The 17,220-nt window shown below is 70.2% G+C and carries 18 protein-coding genes and 1 tRNA gene; 7 read left to right on the plus strand and 12 right to left on the minus strand.

The window, feature by feature from the left end:
* Positions 1-86: 86 nt before the first annotated feature.
* Entirely contained in the window at positions 87-2,492 is a 2,406-nt protein-coding gene (locus tag ACIBCM_RS17795) for a transglycosylase domain-containing protein (RefSeq protein ID WP_399244153.1), read from the plus strand.
* Positions 2,493-2,921: 429 nt separating this feature from the next.
* On the opposite strand, the gene ACIBCM_RS17800 is transcribed toward ACIBCM_RS17795, so the two are convergent.
* Both ACIBCM_RS17800 and ACIBCM_RS17805 read right to left on the minus strand, forming a co-directional pair.
* Positions 2,922-3,278: a GroES family chaperonin gene (locus ACIBCM_RS17800; protein ID WP_399244155.1), complete on the minus strand. Its 357-nt coding sequence runs from the start codon at positions 3,276-3,278 to the stop codon at positions 2,922-2,924.
* Between the two features lie 64 nt (positions 3,279-3,342).
* Positions 3,343-3,663, minus strand: a complete 321-nt coding sequence (locus ACIBCM_RS17805; protein WP_399244157.1) for a DUF3618 domain-containing protein — start codon at positions 3,661-3,663, stop codon at positions 3,343-3,345.
* Positions 3,664-3,790: 127 nt separating this feature from the next.
* Between ACIBCM_RS17805 and bcp the strand changes: the two genes are divergently transcribed.
* The 4 genes from bcp (at position 3,791) to ACIBCM_RS17825 (ending at position 5,978) form a co-directional block, all read left to right on the plus strand.
* Positions 3,791-4,258: a thioredoxin-dependent thiol peroxidase gene (gene bcp / locus ACIBCM_RS17810; protein WP_399244159.1), complete on the plus strand. Its 468-nt coding sequence runs from the start codon at positions 3,791-3,793 to the stop codon at positions 4,256-4,258.
* Between the two features lie 162 nt (positions 4,259-4,420).
* Positions 4,421-5,041 carry an HNH endonuclease gene (locus ACIBCM_RS17815; protein WP_399244161.1) on the plus strand — a complete coding sequence of 207 codons (621 nt, stop codon included), beginning with the start codon at positions 4,421-4,423 and terminating at the stop codon, positions 5,039-5,041.
* Between the two features lie 44 nt (positions 5,042-5,085).
* Entirely contained in the window at positions 5,086-5,895 is an 810-nt protein-coding gene (locus ACIBCM_RS17820; protein ID WP_399244163.1) for an HNH endonuclease signature motif containing protein, read from the plus strand.
* Between the two features lie 7 nt (positions 5,896-5,902).
* Positions 5,903-5,978, plus strand: a tRNA-Leu gene (locus tag ACIBCM_RS17825).
* A gap of 66 nt (positions 5,979-6,044) precedes the next feature.
* Here the strand turns inward: ACIBCM_RS17825 and rdgB are convergent.
* From rdgB to ACIBCM_RS17845, 4 genes are all read right to left on the minus strand, one after another.
* Positions 6,045-6,647: an RdgB/HAM1 family non-canonical purine NTP pyrophosphatase gene (gene rdgB / locus ACIBCM_RS17830; RefSeq protein WP_399244165.1), complete on the minus strand. Its 603-nt coding sequence runs from the start codon at positions 6,645-6,647 to the stop codon at positions 6,045-6,047.
* A 254-nt stretch (positions 6,648-6,901) separates the two neighbouring features.
* Entirely contained in the window at positions 6,902-7,285 is a 384-nt protein-coding gene (locus tag ACIBCM_RS17835) for a hypothetical protein (RefSeq protein WP_399244167.1), read from the minus strand.
* Positions 7,286-7,459: 174 nt separating this feature from the next.
* Positions 7,460-8,200 carry a ribonuclease PH gene (gene rph / locus ACIBCM_RS17840; protein WP_399244169.1) on the minus strand — a complete coding sequence of 247 codons (741 nt, stop codon included), beginning with the start codon at positions 8,198-8,200 and terminating at the stop codon, positions 7,460-7,462.
* A 114-nt stretch (positions 8,201-8,314) separates the two neighbouring features.
* Positions 8,315-8,548, minus strand: a complete 234-nt coding sequence (locus tag ACIBCM_RS17845; protein WP_399244171.1) for a glucose PTS transporter subunit EIIB — start codon at positions 8,546-8,548, stop codon at positions 8,315-8,317.
* 250 nt (positions 8,549-8,798) lie between these two features.
* On the opposite strand from ACIBCM_RS17845, the gene ACIBCM_RS17850 reads away from it, so the two are divergent.
* Together ACIBCM_RS17850 and ACIBCM_RS17855 are read left to right on the plus strand one after the other, a co-directional pair.
* Positions 8,799-10,094: a PTS transporter subunit EIIC gene (locus ACIBCM_RS17850; protein ID WP_399244173.1), complete on the plus strand. Its 1,296-nt coding sequence runs from the start codon at positions 8,799-8,801 to the stop codon at positions 10,092-10,094.
* Positions 10,095-10,749: 655 nt separating this feature from the next.
* Complete coding sequence (locus tag ACIBCM_RS17855; RefSeq protein ID WP_399244175.1) at positions 10,750-12,015, plus strand: PTS transporter subunit EIIC; 1,266 nt, start codon at positions 10,750-10,752, stop codon at positions 12,013-12,015.
* Between the two features lie 236 nt (positions 12,016-12,251).
* Here ACIBCM_RS17855 and ACIBCM_RS17860 read toward each other — a convergent pair whose 3' ends face one another.
* The 6 genes from ACIBCM_RS17860 to ACIBCM_RS17885 form a co-directional block, all read right to left on the minus strand.
* Positions 12,252-13,004: an MBL fold metallo-hydrolase gene (locus tag ACIBCM_RS17860; protein WP_399244177.1), complete on the minus strand. Its 753-nt coding sequence runs from the start codon at positions 13,002-13,004 to the stop codon at positions 12,252-12,254.
* A gap of 591 nt (positions 13,005-13,595) precedes the next feature.
* Positions 13,596-14,546, minus strand: a complete 951-nt coding sequence (locus ACIBCM_RS17865; RefSeq protein ID WP_399244179.1) for a PLP-dependent cysteine synthase family protein — start codon at positions 14,544-14,546, stop codon at positions 13,596-13,598.
* Complete coding sequence (locus ACIBCM_RS17870) at positions 14,546-14,833, minus strand: MoaD/ThiS family protein (protein ID WP_399244181.1); 288 nt, start codon at positions 14,831-14,833, stop codon at positions 14,546-14,548. Before ACIBCM_RS17870 ends, ACIBCM_RS17865 begins: the two co-directional genes overlap by 1 nt.
* Positions 14,834-14,913: 80 nt before the next feature.
* On the minus strand, positions 14,914-15,018 hold the full coding sequence (locus tag ACIBCM_RS17875) for a putative leader peptide (RefSeq protein ID WP_399244183.1): 105 nt from the start codon (positions 15,016-15,018) through the stop codon (positions 14,914-14,916).
* 66 nt (positions 15,019-15,084) lie between these two features.
* Positions 15,085-15,849, minus strand: coding sequence for an ABC transporter ATP-binding protein (locus tag ACIBCM_RS17880; RefSeq protein WP_399244411.1), 765 nt, complete (start codon positions 15,847-15,849; stop codon positions 15,085-15,087).
* A 170-nt stretch (positions 15,850-16,019) separates the two neighbouring features.
* Entirely contained in the window at positions 16,020-17,024 is a 1,005-nt protein-coding gene (locus ACIBCM_RS17885) for a FecCD family ABC transporter permease (protein ID WP_399244414.1), read from the minus strand.
* Between the last annotated feature and the right edge of the window lie 196 nt (positions 17,025-17,220).

The following is a 17,220-nucleotide window of genomic DNA, read 5'->3' on the forward strand; positions in this document are numbered from 1 at the left end:
GAGCCTAGTACGGGCGGGCAGACCTCCGCGAGGCATTTTCAGGGGAGATCCAGGGCATATCTCGCCGAAAAGTGCACTATGTGCATATGAGCCAGGAGCCACCGCACGGCTGGAACCCCCGGGACGAGACCGCCGCCGGTCCCGCGCCCGCGCCCGGCGGACCGTCCGGCCGGGCCGGGCGCCCGCCCCGGAAGCCGCGCCGCCGGCGCACCGGCCCACGCCGGCTCCTGCCCACCTGGCGCATGGTCCTCGGCACGGTCCTGGGCGCCGCGCTCCTGCTGATCGGCGGATTCGCGGCCGGCTACACCCTCGTCCACATCCCGCCCGCGAACGCCACGGCCACCGCCCAGTCCAATGTCTATCTGTACGAGGACGGCACCCAGCTCGCCCGCGACGGCGAGGTCAACCGCGAGAACGTGCCGCTCGCGCAGATCCCGCTGGCGGTGCAGCACGCCGTACTGGCCGCGGAGGACCGGGACTTCTACGCGGAACGGGCGGTCGACCCCAAGGCGATGGTCCGCGCGGCCTGGAACACGCTCACCGGCAAGGGCAGGCAGTCCGGCTCCACGATCACCCAGCAGTACGTCAAGAACTACTACCTCGGCCAGGAGCAGACGCTCTCCCGGAAGTGGAAGGAGTTCTTCATCGCGATCAAGCTGAGCCGTGAACAGAGCAAGAGCGAGATCCTCCAGGGCTATCTCAACACCAGCTACTTCGGGCGCAACGCCTACGGCGTCCAGGCGGCGGCCCAGGCGTACTACGGCAAGGACATCAGCCGGATCAACACCGCCGAGGGCGCGTATCTCGCCTCGCTGCTGAACGCGCCGAGCGCGTACGACGTCGTCACCCACCCCGAGAACACGCCCGCCGCGCTCGGACGCTGGAACTACACCCTCGACGGCATGGTCCAGCAGGGCTGGCTGAGCCCGGCCGAACGGGCGGCGATGGCCTTCCCCCGGCCCGAGCGCGCCAAGCCCGCGAACGGGCTCTCGGGACAGCGCGGCTATGTCGTCCAGGCCGTCGAGGAGTATCTGACCGCCAACGACATCATCGACGAGAAAACCCTGGCCACCGGGGGCTACCGCATCACCACCACGCTGCAGCGCGCCAAGCAGGAGGCGCTCGCCCAGGCCGTGGACGACGAGGTGATGTCCCGGCTGGACCCGGACCGCACGGCCGACCGCGTCGTACGCGTCGGCGGGGCGTCGATCGACCCGGCCACCGGGCATGTGGTGGCGATGTACGGCGGGGTCGACTACACCAGGCAGTACGTCAACAACGCCACCCGCCGCGACTACCAGGTCGGCTCCACGTTCAAGCCGTTCGTGTTCACCGCGGCCGTCGAGAACGGCTCCCGCACCCAGGACGGGCGCCGGATCACCCCCGGTACCGTCTACGACGGCACGGACCGGCGCCCGGTCCAGGGCTGGAGCGGCAACGCGTACGCCCCCGAGAACGAGGACGGGTACTCCTACGGCCCCACCACCGTGCGCGCCGCCACCGACAAGTCCGTTAACTCGGTGTACGCGCAGATGGCCGTGGACGTGGGCCCGGCCCGGGTCGAGCAGACCGCGATGAACCTCGGCATCCCGGCGGACACTCCCGATCTCACCCCCTCCCCCTCCATCGCGCTCGGGCCGGCGACCGCGAGCGTCCTGGACATGACGGAGGCGTACGCGACGCTGGCGAACCACGGGAGGCACGGCACGTACACCCTCGTCTCCAAGGTCACCAAGGACGGTGTGGAGGTGAGGCTGCCGCGGAAGGCGCCCGAGCAGGTCGTCAGCCGGGAAGCCGCCGACACGACGACCTCGGTGCTCCAGGGCGTCGTCGAGGGCGGCACCGGTACGGCCGCCCGGTCCGCGGGCCGGCCCGCCGCAGGCAAGACCGGCACGGCGGAGGAGGACAAGGCGGCCTGGTTCGCGGGGTACACACCGGAGCTGGCGACGGTCGTCGCGGTGATGGGCCAGGACCCGGACACGGGGGTGCAGAAACCGCTGTACGGGGCCCTGGGGCTGCCGAGGATCAACGGCGGCGGGGCGCCCGCGAGGATCTGGGGGCAGTACACGGGCGAGGCGCTGGCGGGCGTGGAGATCGTGGAGTTCGATCTGCGGCTGGGGGCGGGCGCGGCCGAGGAGCAGTCCACGCCGCCGTCCACCGCCAGCCCGGGACAGGAGACCCCGGGCGGGGCTTCGTCCTCGCCCGGCCTCTCCGGCACACCGGGCGCGAGCGGCTCCGCGCGCCCTGAGCAGCCCGGGGCGACCCGGGTGCCACCGCCCCCGCCGGGTCTCACACCCGGTGGGGCGCCGCCGGAGGGGGGCCCGGCCGACGACGCGGCGGCCCCGGGGTTCGCCGGCCGGGAAAGACCGGGCGCCCCGGGCTCGGGTGGCGCGGACGACGGGGCCGGCAGCGGCAGCGTCCCGGCGGCGGTGGGCGGGAGCACGAGCAGGGGCCCGGCGGGGCTTCCGACGGGCCCGACCGGGGGCCGGTGACCTGCCGTCGGGCCCGTTGGCCCCCGGGGCCGGTGATCCGTGCTGGCGTGGGCAACCACTCCAAGCCCGTCCGGCGTGGGCGGTTTCTTCCAGCCTGTCCGGCGTTTGAGGACGGACGGTGGGCCGGGGGCCGTCCACGGTCCGGGTGGCGGTAACTACCAGGCGGGTCCGGTGTGGGCGGTCATTTCCAGCCTGTCCGGCGTTTGAGGACGGACGGTGGGCGGGGCCGTGGAGCCGCGATCGCTCAGGCAGTGGCCACGGGAGGGGAGACCGGCGGCTCCGCCCCCGGTACGGACCGGGGAGCTGCGATCGCCCCGACGGCCTTCCACGGGAATCGTCACGAGGGAGCCGCGATCGCCCCGGCCGGGCCCGCAGTCGTCCGGCCGCCTCGCGGGCCCGCGCGTCGAGCCGATGGCCCCCGCCGGCGGCCTACAGATACAGACCCGTGGAGCCCTCGGAGCCCTGGAAGCGGTCGGCGGCCACCGCGTGGAGATCCCGCTCCCGCATCAGTACGTACGCCACCCCGCGCACCTCGACCTCGGCACGGTCCTCGGGGTCGTACAGGACCCGGTCGCCGGGCTCGACGGTCCGTACGTTCTGGCCCACGGCCACCACCTCGGCCCAGGCGAGACGGCGGCCCACCGCCGCCGTGGCCGGGATCACGATGCCGCCGGTGGAACGCCGCTCACCCTCCGGGATGTCGGTCCTGACCAGGACACGGTCGTGCAGCATCCGGATGGGGAGCTTGTCGTGCTGGGTGCTCTGTTCATGGCTGTTGGCGCTCACGCGTCGAACCTACCTGCCCCGGAGGGTTCCGCACGCCTCCGGGTCCTGCGGCTTCGGCGGCTCGTCAGCCCTTGCGACGGCGCGCGGAGACGGCGAGCAGCCCGGCGAGGCCCACGACGACCGCGGCCACCGGAAGCAGCCGCTCCAGCCGGGGCGCGCCGTCCTCCTTGACGAACTTCGCCCGGACGTCCAGGACCGTACGGTGTACGGCGTCCATCGCGCGGCCCGTCGTCTGATCCACGGTCGCGACGACCTTGGCCCTGGCATCACCGATGATCGTCTTGGGGTGCACCCGCACCCCGATCTCGTCCAGCGTCTCGGCAAGCTGGTCGCGCCTGCGGACGATGTCCGCCTCGATCTGCGCAGGGGTCCTCGCGTCCGACACCGCGCCGCCTCCGTGGTCGTATGGAATGGTTCCTCCCCGACAGTCTGTCAGCTCGGACGCCGCCGCACCCGGCGGCACCCCTATTACGCTCGACGGCGTACAGCACGCACGCCTTCCGAGGAGACCCATGAGCGAGCGACTCCAGCCCGGCGACACCGCCCCCGACTTCACCCTGCCCGACGCCGACGGCAACGAGGTCTCCCTCGCGTCGCACAAGGGCCGGAAGGTCATCGTGTACTTCTACCCCGCGGCTCTGACCCCCGGCTGCACCAAGCAGGCCTGCGACTTCACGGACAACCTGGAGCTGCTGGCGGACGCGGGTTACGACGTGATCGGCGTCTCTCCCGACAAGCCCGAGAAGCTCGCGAAGTTCCGTGAGAAGGAGAACCTCAAGGTCACCCTGGTCGGTGACCCGGACAAGTCGGTCCTGACGGCGTACGGCGCCTTCGGTGAGAAGAAGCTGTACGGAAAGGTCGTGACCGGTGTCATCCGCTCCACGGTGGTCGTGGACGAGGAGGGCAAGGTCGAGCGTGCGCTGTACAACGTGAAGGCGACAGGGCACGTGGCGAAGATCATCAAGGACCTGGGGATCTGATCTCCCCCGCCGCCTCCCGGCAGCACCGGATGGCCTGCGTCCCCTTTCCCGGAACCCCCAGGAAAGTGACGCAGGCCATTCCGCATTCCGGACGTGACTACCCGGGGACCGGTTCGTTAACCAGTTCGGGCCGCGTACGGGCGGCCGGGACGGGGAAACAGCATGAGGTTGAGGTACACAGCCGAGCGATTGAGGGAAGCGGCACACCAGACGGACACGCTCGACGAAGCGGTGCGGTGGTGCGGCGGCACTCCGACTCCGGGCAGCCGCCGCTATCTGCGCGAGAAGATGATCGAGGCGGGGATCGACATCTCGCACTTCGCCACCTCCGGTGTGCGTCACACCGACGGAAGACTGCGCGATGTGGTGGCGTCGTCCTGCAGTGTGGCCGAAGTCGTCCGGCACCTCGGGATCAGCCCTGTCGGCGGCAACCACTCACACATCGCGCGCCGTATTGCCAGGCTCGGCGTCGATACCTCCCACTTCACTGCGGCGAGCGGGCCCAAGAGGAAGCGGGGCCCTCTTCTCGTGCTCAGGACCCCGGAGAGCGGCCGGGTCCCAGGGAAACGTCTGCGGCGCGAGCTTGTGCGCACCGGGGTTCCTGAGCGGTGCGCCATGTGCCACATCGGGACGGAGTGGAACGGCCTACCCCTCCGGCTCGAAGTCGACCACATCAACGGCGACTGGTGGGACAACCGGCGGGACAACCTCAGGCTCCTCTGCCCCAACTGCCATGCCGTGACGGACACATACCGGGGACGCAAGCGGAGGCAGTCGACATGAGCACGGCGAAGTACCCACGGCATCTGCTCGAGCGTACGGCCCCCATGGCCACCAGCCTGGTCGATCTGATGCGCAGGGTCGGCGCACCGCTCGGCAGTGGGCCTCGCAGATATCTGCGGGACAGGTTGGCTCACTACGGCATCGACACATCGCACTTCGCCAACGAGCCTCTACCCGAACGGCCGCCACGAGCGTACCCCCGAGAGCTTCTGGAGGAAGCCGCCGCAGCCTCTTCCAGCATCCGGGACATGCTGATCTACATGGGCGTCTCTCCGGACGATGGACCCTACAGCCACATCAGGAAGAGGCTCGACCAGTTCGGCATCGACACATCCCACTTCACCAGCGGGCGACGGTACGCCCCAGGCATCCCGCCCCGCGACGAGCTGGTCTCGGCTGTCACGGCGTCCGTGAGCCTGGCCGGTGTTCTCCGGACCCTCGGCATCGTCGACACCGGATCCGGCCGTGCACTGGTCCAGCGGGGTCTGGAGGCTCATGGAATATCCACGGACCACTTCAGAGGTCAAAGCCATCTCCGGGGAACCCGCTCTCCGTACCGCAGACCCTCGGCCGACATCCTGCGGAAGCTCCCTCCCGGCTCCTCCCGAACGAAGACGTTCCTCCTGAGGCGCGCGCTCGACGATCTCGACGCGCCTCACCACTGCTCGGCGTGCGGAATCGGAGACATCTGGCAGGGCAAGCGACTCGTCCTGGAGATCGACCACATCAACGGGGACCGACGGGACAACCGCATCGAGAACCTACGGTACTTGTGTCCGTCGTGCCACAGTCAGACAAGGTCGTTCTCGAAACCGTCCCATCGCACGGTGACCTCCCGCCGAGCAGTAAAGTAGGCGCCACGGGTCCGTACCCCAGCTGGCCAAGAGGGCGCCGGTTTAGGTCCGGTGTGTCGTGGGTTCGAGTCCCACCGGGCCCACGAGAAGGGCGCGGTTCCTGTGGAATCGCGCCCCTCTTGCCTTGACCTCCCTGCGGGCCTGTGCGCTCAGCCCACCAGCTCCCGGACCACCGGGACCAGGGCGCGGAAGGCCTTGCCGCGGTGGCTGATGGCGTTCTTCTCCTGCGGGGACAGTTCGGCGCAGGTGCGGGTCTCGCCGTCGGGCTGGAGGATCGGGTCGTAGCCGAAGCCGTTGGTGCCGGCGGGGGTGTGGCGGAGGGTGCCGGTGAGGCGGCCTTCGACCACGCGTTCCGTACCGTCGGGGAGGGCGAGGGCCGCCGCACAGGCGAAGTACGCGCCCCGGTGGGGGGCTTCGATGTCGGAGAGCTGGGCGAGGAGCAGATTGAGGTTGGCGGTGTCGTCGCCATGGGTGCCGGCCCAGCGTGCGGAGAAGATACCGGGGGCGCCGCCGAGGACGTCGACGCAGAGGCCGGAGTCGTCGGCGACGGCAGGCAGGCCGGTGGCACTGGCCAGGGCGTGGGCCTTGAGCAGGGCGTTCTCCGCGAAGGTGACGCCGGTTTCCTTGACGTCGGGGAGATGGGGGTAGGCATCCGCGCCGACGAGGTCGTGCGGCAGACCCGCGTCGGCGAGGATGGCCCTGAGTTCGGTGATCTTCCCGGCGTTGCGGGTGGCGAGGACGATACGGGTCATGCCCCGATTATCCGGCGCCCGGGGGCCGGCCTTCGCCGGGGCTCCCTCCCGCCGCCGGATCCGGGCCGGGCGGGGGTCCGCGTACGGGTTCCGGCGGATTCGGCTCGCGCTCGTCGGCCGTGCGCCGGCACGACCGTCCGCCGGCACGACTTGTCTGTCGGCACGACCGTTCGCCGCCAGGGCTCCACGACGGCACGGCTCTCCGCCGGCAGGGCCCTGAAGGGGCACGTGGGCTGCCCCCTCGCTCCGCACCCTCAGGGGCTGCAGACCTTGCCGATCTCCGTGGCCGCGTCCGTCACCGGCTTGAGGTCGGGGGTCGCGTCGCCGCTCTCGATCGACTTGCGCACATTGTCGACGCCGGTGTTGAGGTCGTCGACGGCCTTGCTCAGGTCCGCGTTGTCCGTCTTGTCGCTGAGGTTGTCCAGCTCCTTGTCGATGGAGTCGAGGGCCTCACGTGCCTTGGTCGGGTCGTCGGCCGCGCTGGAGACGGCCTCCTGGAGTTTGTCGACACTGGTGGCGATGGCGTCGGCGGTCTCGACGCAGTCGAGGACCTTGTCGACGGCGCTGCAGCCGACGGTGACCGGCACGAAGAGTGCGACGGTGGCGAGCGTGAGTGCGATGCGGCGGCGCGCAGGCATGGAAACGGTCCCTCCCCGGATGTGGACGGGCGCACGGTTCGGCCCGTGCGCCCGTGACGAGTACGACGCCCACGAGGGCGCTCTTGGTTGCTTCTTTACCCGGGAGCCCGGCAGCGCGAAGCCCTTGGAGCGGGTCGGCGGGCGCCTGCGGCCCGGGCGGACCGTGGGGCGCGGTCAGCCCGGGGAATCGGTGCGTTCGAGCGCCGCGCGCTGGAGCGCCGCGAGGTCCGTGCAGCCCGCGGTCGCGAGGTCCAGTAGCGCGTTGAGCTCCTTGCGGTCGAAGGGCTCCGCCTCCGCGGTGCCCTGGACCTCGACGAACCGGCCGTCGCCGGTGCAGACGACGTTCATATCGGTGTCGGCGCGCACATCCTCCTCGTAGCGGAGGTCGAGCAGCGGCGTACCGCCCACGATGCCCACGGAGACCGCGCTGACGGTGCCGGTGAGGGGCTGGCGGCCGGCCCGTACGAGCTTCTTGTTCTGGGCCCAGGCGACGGCGTCGGCGAGGGCGACATAGGCGCCGGTGATCGCGGCGGTGCGGGTGCCGCCGTCGGCCTGGAGGACATCGCAGTCGAGGACGATGGTGTTCTCGCCGAGGGCCTTGTAGTCGATGACCGCGCGCAGGGAGCGCCCGATGAGCCGGCTGATCTCGTGCGTACGGCCGCCGATCTTGCCGCGTACGGACTCACGGTCGCCGCGGGTGTTGGTGGAGCGCGGCAGCATCGAGTACTCGGCGGTGACCCAGCCCTCGCCGCTGCCCTTGCGCCAGCGCGGCACGCCCTCGGTGACGGAGGCGGTGCAGAAGACCTTGGTGTCGCCGAAGGAGATGAGGACGGAGCCCTCGGCGTGCTTGCTCCATCCGCGTTCGATGGTGACCGGGCGGAGCTGTTCGGGGGTGCGGCCGTCGATTCGAGACATGGTCATGAGCCTATCCGCCCCTCACCGGGCTCCCGCCCGTGCCCGGATCCCTCCCCCGAGGGGCCGGAACCGGGCCGGGAAGCCGGGCCAGGTGCCCGGCCGGGAAGCGGACGGCTACATCATGTCCTCGATGTCCGCCGCGATCGGGTCCGCGTCCGTGCCGATCACGACCTGGATCGCCGTCCCCATCTTGACGACACCATGCGCCCCCGCGGCCTTCAGCGCGGCTTCGTCGACGAGCTCCGGGTTGGCGACTTCGGTACGGAGGCGGGTGATGCAGCCCTCGATCTCCTCGATGTTGTCGATTCCACCGAGCCCGGCGACGATCTTCTCAGCCTTGCTGGCCATGTCTTCTCCCTGATCTTCAAGGGCGCCCGGAAGGCGCTCAGCACTGCCTCGGCCCACCATCGGTCCGCTTTGTCACGGTAACGCACGGTTGGCCCATCTTCACGGGCGAGTAACCACCCTGTCCCGAATGATGACGTTCACCGGTGCCCCGGCCACGGCCCCGCGAGGCCGGACCCCGGGGCCGTACCGCAACTGGTCTACACCAGTGTGCAACACCCGCCGAACCAGGCACAGTCCCGGGAGGATGCCGATGGCCTCTGAGAGCACCGCCGCACAGCAGCCGTCAGCGTGGAGCAAGCTGTTCCAAGGGCTTCAGAAGATGGGCCGCAGCCTTCAGCTGCCCATCGCCGTACTGCCGGCGGCCGGCATTCTCAACCGGCTCGGCCAGCCCGATGTCTTCGGCCAGGACGGCCTCGGCTGGAACGACGTCGCCAAGGTGATGGCCGGCGCCGGCGGTGCGCTGCTCGACGCCAACATCGGTCTGCCGATGCTGTTCTGCGTAGGTGTGGCGATCGGGATGGCGAAGAGGTCGGACGGCTCGACGGCGCTCGCCGCGGTCGTGGGCTTCCTCGTCTACTACAACGTGCTGCGGCAGTTCCCCAAGTCCTGTGAGGTCGGCAGCCAGGTCGTGGTCACCGGGTGCCAGGGGGTCGACAAAACGGTCACCCCGTTCACATATCAGAACCCCGGGGTCTTCGGCGGTATCGTCATCGGCCTGCTGGCCGCCTACTTCTGGCAGCGCTACCACCGCACCAAGCTGGTCGACTGGCTGGGCTTCTTCAACGGCCGCCGGCTCGTCCCGATCATCATGTCGTTCGTCGCGATCGCCTTCGCCGCGCTCTGCCTGTGGATCTGGCCGCCGATCGGCGACGCGCTGGAGAGCTTCAGCGACTGGCTGGTGAGCCTCGGGGCGTGGGGCTCGGGCATCTTCGGTGTGACCAACCGGGCGCTGCTGGTCATCGGTCTGCACCAGTTCCTGAACGTCCCCATCTGGTTCCAGCTGGGCAGCTACACCAAGCCGGACGGCACGGTCGTGCACGGTGACATCACGATGTTCCTGGCGGGTGACCCGAACGCGGGCCAGTTCACCACGGGCTTCTTCCCGATCATGATGTTCGCCCTGCCCGCCGCGGCGCTGGCCATCACCCACTCCGCGAGACCGCACCGCCGCAAGGAGATCGGCGGGCTGATGCTGTCGGTCGGTCTGACGTCCCTCGTGACCGGGATCACCGAGCCGATCGAGTACTCGTTCCTCTTCGTCGCCCCGGTGCTGTACGCGATCCACGCGGTGCTCACGGGTGTGTCGATGGCGCTGACCTGGGCGCTGGGCGTGAAGGACGGATTCAGTTTCTCGGCCGGTCTGATCGACTACGTCATCAACTGGAGCCTGGCGACGAAACCCTGGCTGATCATTCCGATCGGGCTCGGTTTCGCGGTGGTCTACTACGCGATCTTCCGGTTCGCGATCACCAGGTTCAATCTGCCGACGCCGGGGCGCGAGCCGGAAGAGGTGGGCGAGGAGATGGAGCGCGACAACATCAAATAGGCGCCGAAAGGCGGTCGCGGCCGTCGCAGGGCACCGGCAATCGGTCCGGGGCCGGGATCCGAGGTCGGGGTCCGTAGTCCGAGGTCGGGGCCCGGGGTCCGTGGCCCGGGCATCGGGGTCCGGGTTTCCGGGTCCGGGCCGATGTACGGATCACTTCGGCCGGCTTTCATCGGCCTGCGCCGCCTTCCGCCGGCCCCAGCACCTTCCGTATGCTCCCGGCGCCTTTCCGTCACCTTCGATCACCTTGCGCCGACTTCGATGACCTTCCGTCGGCTTCCGTTACCTTCCGTCGCCTTCCGTCGCCTTCCGTCGCCTTTTATGGAATTCCCCCGTGTTCCGCCCCTTCGGCACGGATGCCGGTAGCACGGATCGGGCCGACCCATTTTCCGGGCCATGCGAGGCGGCAAGGGCGGAGACCGCCCCGGGATTGCCCTCGCAGCTCACGGGGCCGCCCCCGGGGTTTGTGTCACGAAAAGCACTCGATACCGGATGGCATGAATTCGAAGGTTCCTTATCTATCCCTCACGTGCTACAACAGGTCTACACCACTCAATGGTTTAGACCACGCGGTGTCCAGCGCCGCGTTCCCCCACCTGAGACGTCGCCTCCCCCTGTTCCGTCCCTGGGCGACGCCTTGTTCTCCAGGAGGATGTTGATGTCCACGGCTGGCGCAGCCCCCACGGCTGACAAGAAGAAGGGCGCGGGCGCGATGGCTGTCATGCAGCGCATCGGCCGCAGCCTCATGCTGCCGGTCGCGGTGCTGCCCGCGGCCGCGCTTCTGGTCCGGCTCGGCAATGCCGACATGCTCGGCCGGGAGTCGTTCCCGACCTTCATCACCGAGATCGCCGGATATATGGCGGCCGGCGGCAATGCGATCCTCGACAACATGGCGCTGCTGTTCGCCGTCGGTATCGCGATCGGTTACGCCAAGAAGTCGGACGGTTCCACAGCACTCGCTGCGGTCGTCGGCTATCTGGTGTTCAAGAACGTGCTGGCCACTTTCACGGACAGTAATCTGCCGAAGGTCGCCAAGGTCATCGACGGCAAGATAGTCATGACCGACGCGCCCGTGGACGCCAAGGTCCTCGGCGGTGTGGTGATGGGCCTGGTCGTCGCCCTGATCTATCAGCGGTTCTACCGCACCCGGCTGCCCGACTGGGCGGGCTTCTTCGGCGGCCGTCGGCTGGTCCCGATTCTGTCCGCATTCGCCGGACTGATCATCGGCATCGTCTTCGGATTCATCTGGCCGGTCCTCGGCACGGGTCTGCACGACTTCGGCGAGTGGCTGGTCGGCTCCGGAGCGGCGGGCGCGGGCATCTTCGGTGTGGTCAACCGTGCGCTGATCCCCGTCGGCATGCACCATCTGCTGAACTCGTTCCCCTGGTTCCAGGCCGGTGAGTACGAGGGCAAGAGCGGTGACATCGCCCGCTTCCTGGCGGGTGACCCGAGCGCCGGGCAGTTCATGACGGGCTTCTTCCCGATCATGATGTTCGCCCTGCCCGCCGCGTGTCTCGCGATCGTGCACTGTGCGCGGCCGGAGCGGCGCAAGGTCGTCGGCGGCATGATGTTCTCGCTGGCGCTCACCTCGTTCGTCACCGGTGTGACGGAGCCCATCGAGTTCACGTTTATGTTCATCGCGCCGGTGCTGTACGCGATCCACGCGCTGCTGACCGGTGTCTCCATGGCGCTGACCTGGGCACTCGGCATGAAGGACGGCTTCGGCTTCTCGGCGGGCGCGGTGGACTTCCTGCTCAATCTGGGGATCGCGTCCAACCCGTGGGGGCTGGCTCTGGTGGGCCTCGGCTTCGCGGCGGTCTACTACGTCGTGTTCCGGTTCGCGATCACCAGGTTCAATCTGCCGACACCGGGACGCGAGTCGGACGAGGAACTGGCGGAACTCCAGAAGGCCGAAGCGAAATAGACCACTGCCGGCCGCTCGGGCCGGGCCCCGGTTCCGTCGTCTGTACGGGTCCGGGGCCCCGGTCGTCGATGTGCCCCCGCTGCCGGAACGGGACGGCGGATGGTGCGGTTGGGGCGGTATCTCACCGTCTGCACGTCTGTACCGTCTGTGCCGGGGTTCCGTCACCTCGTGCGTCCGGTGTCGTACGGGCGGCTGTGCGTGGGTCCCGGCGTCCGTGGGGGTGCCGGTCGGCGAAATCAGACCTCGTACACCGCGCCGGCCGCCGCGATCTCGGCCGGGCCGGGGTAGACCGCGCGGGCGTCCGCGAGGTTCCGGGCGCCGTCCGTCCACGGCGGGATATGGGTCAGGACCAGCCGCCCCACCCGTGAGCGCCGTGCCTCGGCACCGGCCTCGCGGCCGTTGAGGTGGAGATCCGGGATGTCCTCCTTGCCATGGGTGAAGGACGCCTCGCACAGGAACAGATCGGCTCCGTCCGCGAGTTCGTGCAGGGCGTCGCAGACACCCGTGTCACCGGAGTACGTCAGTGTCCGGCCGCCGTGCTCCAGCCGGATTCCATACGCCTCGACGGGGTGGGAGACCCGTTCCGTACGGACGGTGAAGGGGCCGATGTCGAAGCTGCCGGGCTTCAGTGTGTGGAAGTCGAAGACCTCGCTCATGGAGGCGGTGGACGGGGTGTCGCCGTACGCGGTGGTCAGGCGCTGTTCGGTGCCTTCGGGGCCGTAGACGGGGATGGCGTCGCACCGGCCGCCCTCGTGGCGGTAGTAGCGGGCGACGAAGTACCCGCACATGTCGATGCAGTGATCCGCGTGCAGATGGCTGAGGAAAATGGCATCGAGGTCATAGAGACCGACATGGCGCTGCAGCTCGCCGAGGGCACCGTTGCCCATGTCGAGGAGCAGCCGGAAGCCGTCGGCCTCTACGAGGTAGCTCGAACAGGCCGATTCCGCGGACGGGAACGACCCCGAGCAGCCGACGACGGTGAGCTTCATGGAGCTTTAACCTCCGTTGACGGGGAGGGCTGGGGGTGGATCGTGCGGTTCGTCGAGCGTAAAGCGCAAAAGGAGTGGCCGCTCCTCCGGAGCGGGGGGGTGTGGGGGAACTCACCTGCGCTGTCACTGAATCGGAGGGCGCGCGGGTGGGTGTGTGCGGGGCGCGCAGGTCGTGCGGGGTGCGGTGGGGCGGAGGCACGGTGGACCCGGTGCGGGGTTCGTCCGCAAACGCCGGACGGGCTCGATCTCCGGCGCGCCCCCGCCCGGACCCGCACCGGGGACCCGGTGCGGGTCCGTCCACAAACGCCGGACGGGCTGGAAAAGCAGCAACCCCGCCGGACAGGCCGGAACAGGGCACACCCACCCCCAAACCGGCACCGCGGACCCGATACGAGTCCGTCCACAAACGCCGGACGGGCTGGAAAAGCAGCAACCCCGCCGGACAGGCCGGAACAGCACGCACCGCACCGGACAGGCTGAAAAATCGGCCCCCCGGATGGGCTGAAAATGCTCGCGCCCCGCCGGGCAGGCGCGGAAATGCCCGTACCCCGGCGGGCGGGGTACGGGCAGGGGCGCGGCGCGCCTGGGGGGTCAGGCCCAGAGTTGGCCGTGGAGGGTTTCGATGGCCGCTTCCGTCGTCGGGGCGGTGTAGACGCCCGTCGAGAGGTACTTCCAGCCGCCGTCGGCCACGACGAAGACGATGTCGGCCGGCTCGCCCGCCTTGAGGGCCTTGCGGCCGACGCCGATCGCGGCATGGAGCGCCGCGCCGGTGGAGACGCCCGCGAAGATGCCCTCCTGCTGGAGGAGTTCACGGGTGCGGGTGACGGCGTCCGCGGAGCCGACGGAGAAGCGGGTGGTGAGCACGGAGGCGTCGTACAACTCGGGGACGAACCCCTCGTCGAGGTTGCGGAGCCCGTAGACGAGGTCGTCGTAGCGGGGCTCGGCCGCGACGATATGGACGCCGGGGACGTGCTCGCGGAGGTAGCGGCCCACGCCCATGAGCGTGCCGGTGGTGCCGAGGCCCGCCACGAAGTGGGTGACGGAGGGGAGGTCCGCGAGGATCTCGGGGCCGGTGGTGGCGTAGTGGGCACCCGCGTTCGCGGCGTTGCCGTACTGGTAGAGCATCACCCAGGACGGGTTCTCCGCGGCCAGCTCCTTCGCGACCCGGACGGCGGTGTTGGAGCCCCCCGCCGCCGGGGACGAGATGATCTCCGCGCCCCACATCGCGAGGAGCTGGCGGCGCTCCTCGCTGGTGTTCTCCGGCATGACGCACACGATGCGGTAGCCCTTGAGCTTCGCGGCCATGGCGAGCGAGATGCCGGTGTTGCCGGAGGTCGGCTCCAGGATCGTGCAGCCGGGGGTGAGGCGGCCGTCCTTCTCCGCCTGCTCGATCATATGGAGCGCGGGGCGGTCCTTGATCGAGCCGGTCGGATTGCGGTCCTCCAGCTTGGCCCAGATACGGACGTCGTCCGAGGGCGACAGCCGCGGGAGGCGAACCAGCGGGGTGTTGCCGACCGCGGCGAGCGGGGAGTCGTAGCGCATCAGCGCATTCCGCCGGCGACCGCGGGAAGGATCGTGACGTTGTCGCCGTCGGAGAGCTTGGTGGAGATGCCGTCGAGGAAGCGGACGTCCTCGTCGTTCAGATACACATTGACGAAGCGGCGGAGCTGGTCGCCGTTGGCGTTGTCCACGATGCGCTCCCGGATGCCCGCGTGCCGGGTCTCCAGGTCGGCGAACAGCTCGGCAAGGGTGTCGCCGCTGCCCTCGACGGCCTTGGCGCCGTCGGTGTAGGTGCGGAGGATGGTCGGGATGCGGACCTCGATGGCCATGGCGTGGACTCCAGTCGAAGGGCGGTGGGCGCGCGGCTCGGCCCCCGCGCGAGGGGGTGGGGATCGGATGAGCTGACTGCTCAGGTACACATCGCGCTGGCGAGGCGGCACAGATCGACATGCAGCCGCGCCACGAGCAGCGGTGACCCGCCCGGCGTCTTGTCTCGCATGTCTGGATGAACCATGCGGTCATCGTATCGATTCCCGGTCCGGGATCCGGAATGTGATCTCGAATGACGGACGCGGCGCGCTCACCATTCGGAAGGCAGATAGGTGATGGAGGGTGCTCCGGTGGCCGGGTGCACGGTGACGTCGGCCCTGACCCGGTAGACCTCGGCGAGAAGTTCGGAGGTGAGGACGTCCCCGGGGGCGCCGGAGGCGACGACCGTTCCGGCGTTGAGGACATGGACGCGGTCGCAGAAGTACGCGGCGAGATTGAGGTCGTGCAGGGCGAGGAGGCTGGTGGTGCCCAGGGCCCGTATCAGTCCGAGGATCTCCAGCTGGTACCGGATGTCGAGATGGTTGGTGGGCTCGTCGAGTACGAGGAGGGCGGGCCGCTGGACGAGGGCACGGGCGACGAGGGCGCGCTGGCGCTCACCGCCGGACAGGGACGGGAAGGCCCGGTCGCCGAGGCCGGCGATGCCGAGCCGGGCGAGGGCCTCGTCGGTGAGCGCGGTGTCCTCGGCGGTGTCCGCCTCCCAGAACCGTTTGTACGGGGCGCGGCCCATCCGGACGGTCTCGCGCACGGTCAGCTCGAACTCCGCGGGGCTCTCCTGCGGCACGGTCGCCACCCGCCGGGCGCGCGCCTTGGGGCCGAGGGTGACGAGGTCGTCGCCGTCGAGGAGGATCCGTCCGGCCGTGGGGCGCAGAGTGCCGTAGACGCAGCGCAGCAGGGTCGTCTTGCCGCTGCCGTTGGGGCCGACGAGGCCGACGGTCTCACCGGGGTGCGCGTCGAGGTCGATGCCGGTGAGCAGGGCGTGGCCGTCGGTCTCGTACCGCACCCCGGTCACCGCCAGGGCGCCGGTACGCGCCGGAGCGCCGGCCCCGGTCCCGGCCCCGGCGCCGGTGTCGATCTCGGTACCGGACCCGGCCCCGATCCCGGCCTCGATATCGGTACTGCTCCCGCCCGGGGAATCGCCGGAGGACCGGCTTCCGGAATCGCTGACAGCCCGCCTTCGGGATTCGCTCACCGCACCGCTCCTTCCACGGACCGGGAGCGCATCAGCCATAGGAACAGCGGGCCTCCGATGAGCGCGGTGAGCACGCCGACGGGGATGTCCTGCGGGGAGGCGACCGTACGGGCCGCGAGATCGGCGACGACGAGGGCGAGGGCGCCGCCGAGCGCGGCGACGGGCAGCAGGACCCGGTGGGTCGCGCCGACGAGCAGCCGGGCGGCGTGCGGGACCATCAGCCCGATGAAGCCGACCGCGCCGCTCACGGACACCAGCACGGCGGTGACGAGCGAGGCGAGCACGAAGACGGCCGCGCGGAAGCGGGACACGTCGAGGCCGAGCACGGTCGCGCCCTCCTCCCCCGCCAGGAGCAGATCGAGGGGCCGGGCGAGCGTGAGCAGCAGCGGCAGCCCGAGGCCGAGGACCGCGCCGGGCAGCCACAGGGTGTCCCAGCGGGCGCTGCCGAGGCCGCCGAGGGTCCAGTGCAGGGCCTCCCGGAAGTGCTCGGGCCGGGCGGACGCGACGAGGACGAGGGTGGTGATGGCGGTGAAGATGTACGACACGGTCACGCCCGCCAGGACCAGCCGGGTGCCGGTCATCGAGCCGCCGCGCCGGGCCAGCCAGTAGACGAGCGTCATCGCGGCGAGCGCGCCGGCGAACGCCCCCGCGGGCATGGCGACGGCGGTGGTGACGCCGACTCCAAGGGTAAGCACGAGGACCGCGCCGGTGGAGGCGCCGGAGGAGATGCCGAGCAGGAAGGGGTCGGCCAGCCGGTTGCGTACGAGGGCCTGGAGCACCACACCGACGACACCGAGCCCGGCGCCGACGACCGCGCCGAGGAGGACCCGGGGCAGCCGGACGTCCATGATGATCGTCCGCTGGGGGCTGGGGGCCGCGCCCGGCAGCAGGGCCCGGAGGACCTCGCCGGGCGGGATGTGGACGGACCCGAGGGCGAGTCCGGCGACGACCGCCGCCGCGAGGGCGAGCAGCAGACCGGTGGCGACGGCCCCGTACCGCAGCCGGGACGCACGGGCGGACGGGTGGGAGGAGGCGGAGACGGAGACGGAGACGGCAGAGGCTGCGGGGACCGCGGAGACCGCGCACCTCGGCGAGGCGGAGGAAGGCGAAGGGGAACGGGAAAGGGCAGCGGCGGAGGCCACCCCGGACGGCCCGGCCCCCGGGGTGGCCGCCGGGGACCCGGGGGACGGGACGCCC

The organism is Streptomyces sp. NPDC051018, assembly GCF_044456085.1.
Taxonomy (GTDB): domain Bacteria; phylum Actinomycetota; class Actinomycetes; order Streptomycetales; family Streptomycetaceae; genus Streptomyces.

Bases quoted from the DNA above. Each gene is read 5' to 3' on its own strand.
- ACIBCM_RS17860 (WP_399244177.1), bottom strand. From the start codon at position 13,004: ATGAAGCTCACCGTCGTCGGCTGCTCGGGGTCGTTCCCGTCCGCGGAA.
- ACIBCM_RS17875 (WP_399244183.1), bottom strand. From the start codon at position 15,018: ATGGTTCATCCAGACATGCGAGACAAGACGCCGGGCGGGTCACCGCTG.
- ACIBCM_RS17835 (WP_399244167.1), bottom strand. From the start codon at position 7,285: ATGCCTGCGCGCCGCCGCATCGCACTCACGCTCGCCACCGTCGCACTC.
- ACIBCM_RS17855 (WP_399244175.1), top strand. From the start codon at position 10,750: ATGTCCACGGCTGGCGCAGCCCCCACGGCTGACAAGAAGAAGGGCGCG.
- ACIBCM_RS17845 (WP_399244171.1), bottom strand. From the start codon at position 8,548: ATGGCCAGCAAGGCTGAGAAGATCGTCGCCGGGCTCGGTGGAATCGAC.
- ACIBCM_RS17865 (WP_399244179.1), bottom strand. From the start codon at position 14,546: ATGCGCTACGACTCCCCGCTCGCCGCGGTCGGCAACACCCCGCTGGTT.
- ACIBCM_RS17795 (WP_399244153.1), top strand. From the start codon at position 87: ATGAGCCAGGAGCCACCGCACGGCTGGAACCCCCGGGACGAGACCGCC.
- ACIBCM_RS17815 (WP_399244161.1), top strand. From the start codon at position 4,421: ATGAGGTTGAGGTACACAGCCGAGCGATTGAGGGAAGCGGCACACCAG.
- rdgB (WP_399244165.1), bottom strand. From the start codon at position 6,647: ATGACCCGTATCGTCCTCGCCACCCGCAACGCCGGGAAGATCACCGAA.
- bcp (WP_399244159.1), top strand. From the start codon at position 3,791: ATGAGCGAGCGACTCCAGCCCGGCGACACCGCCCCCGACTTCACCCTG.
- ACIBCM_RS17820 (WP_399244163.1), top strand. From the start codon at position 5,086: ATGGCCACCAGCCTGGTCGATCTGATGCGCAGGGTCGGCGCACCGCTC.
- ACIBCM_RS17850 (WP_399244173.1), top strand. From the start codon at position 8,799: ATGGCCTCTGAGAGCACCGCCGCACAGCAGCCGTCAGCGTGGAGCAAG.
- rph (WP_399244169.1), bottom strand. From the start codon at position 8,200: ATGTCTCGAATCGACGGCCGCACCCCCGAACAGCTCCGCCCGGTCACC.
- ACIBCM_RS17870 (WP_399244181.1), bottom strand. From the start codon at position 14,833: ATGGCCATCGAGGTCCGCATCCCGACCATCCTCCGCACCTACACCGAC.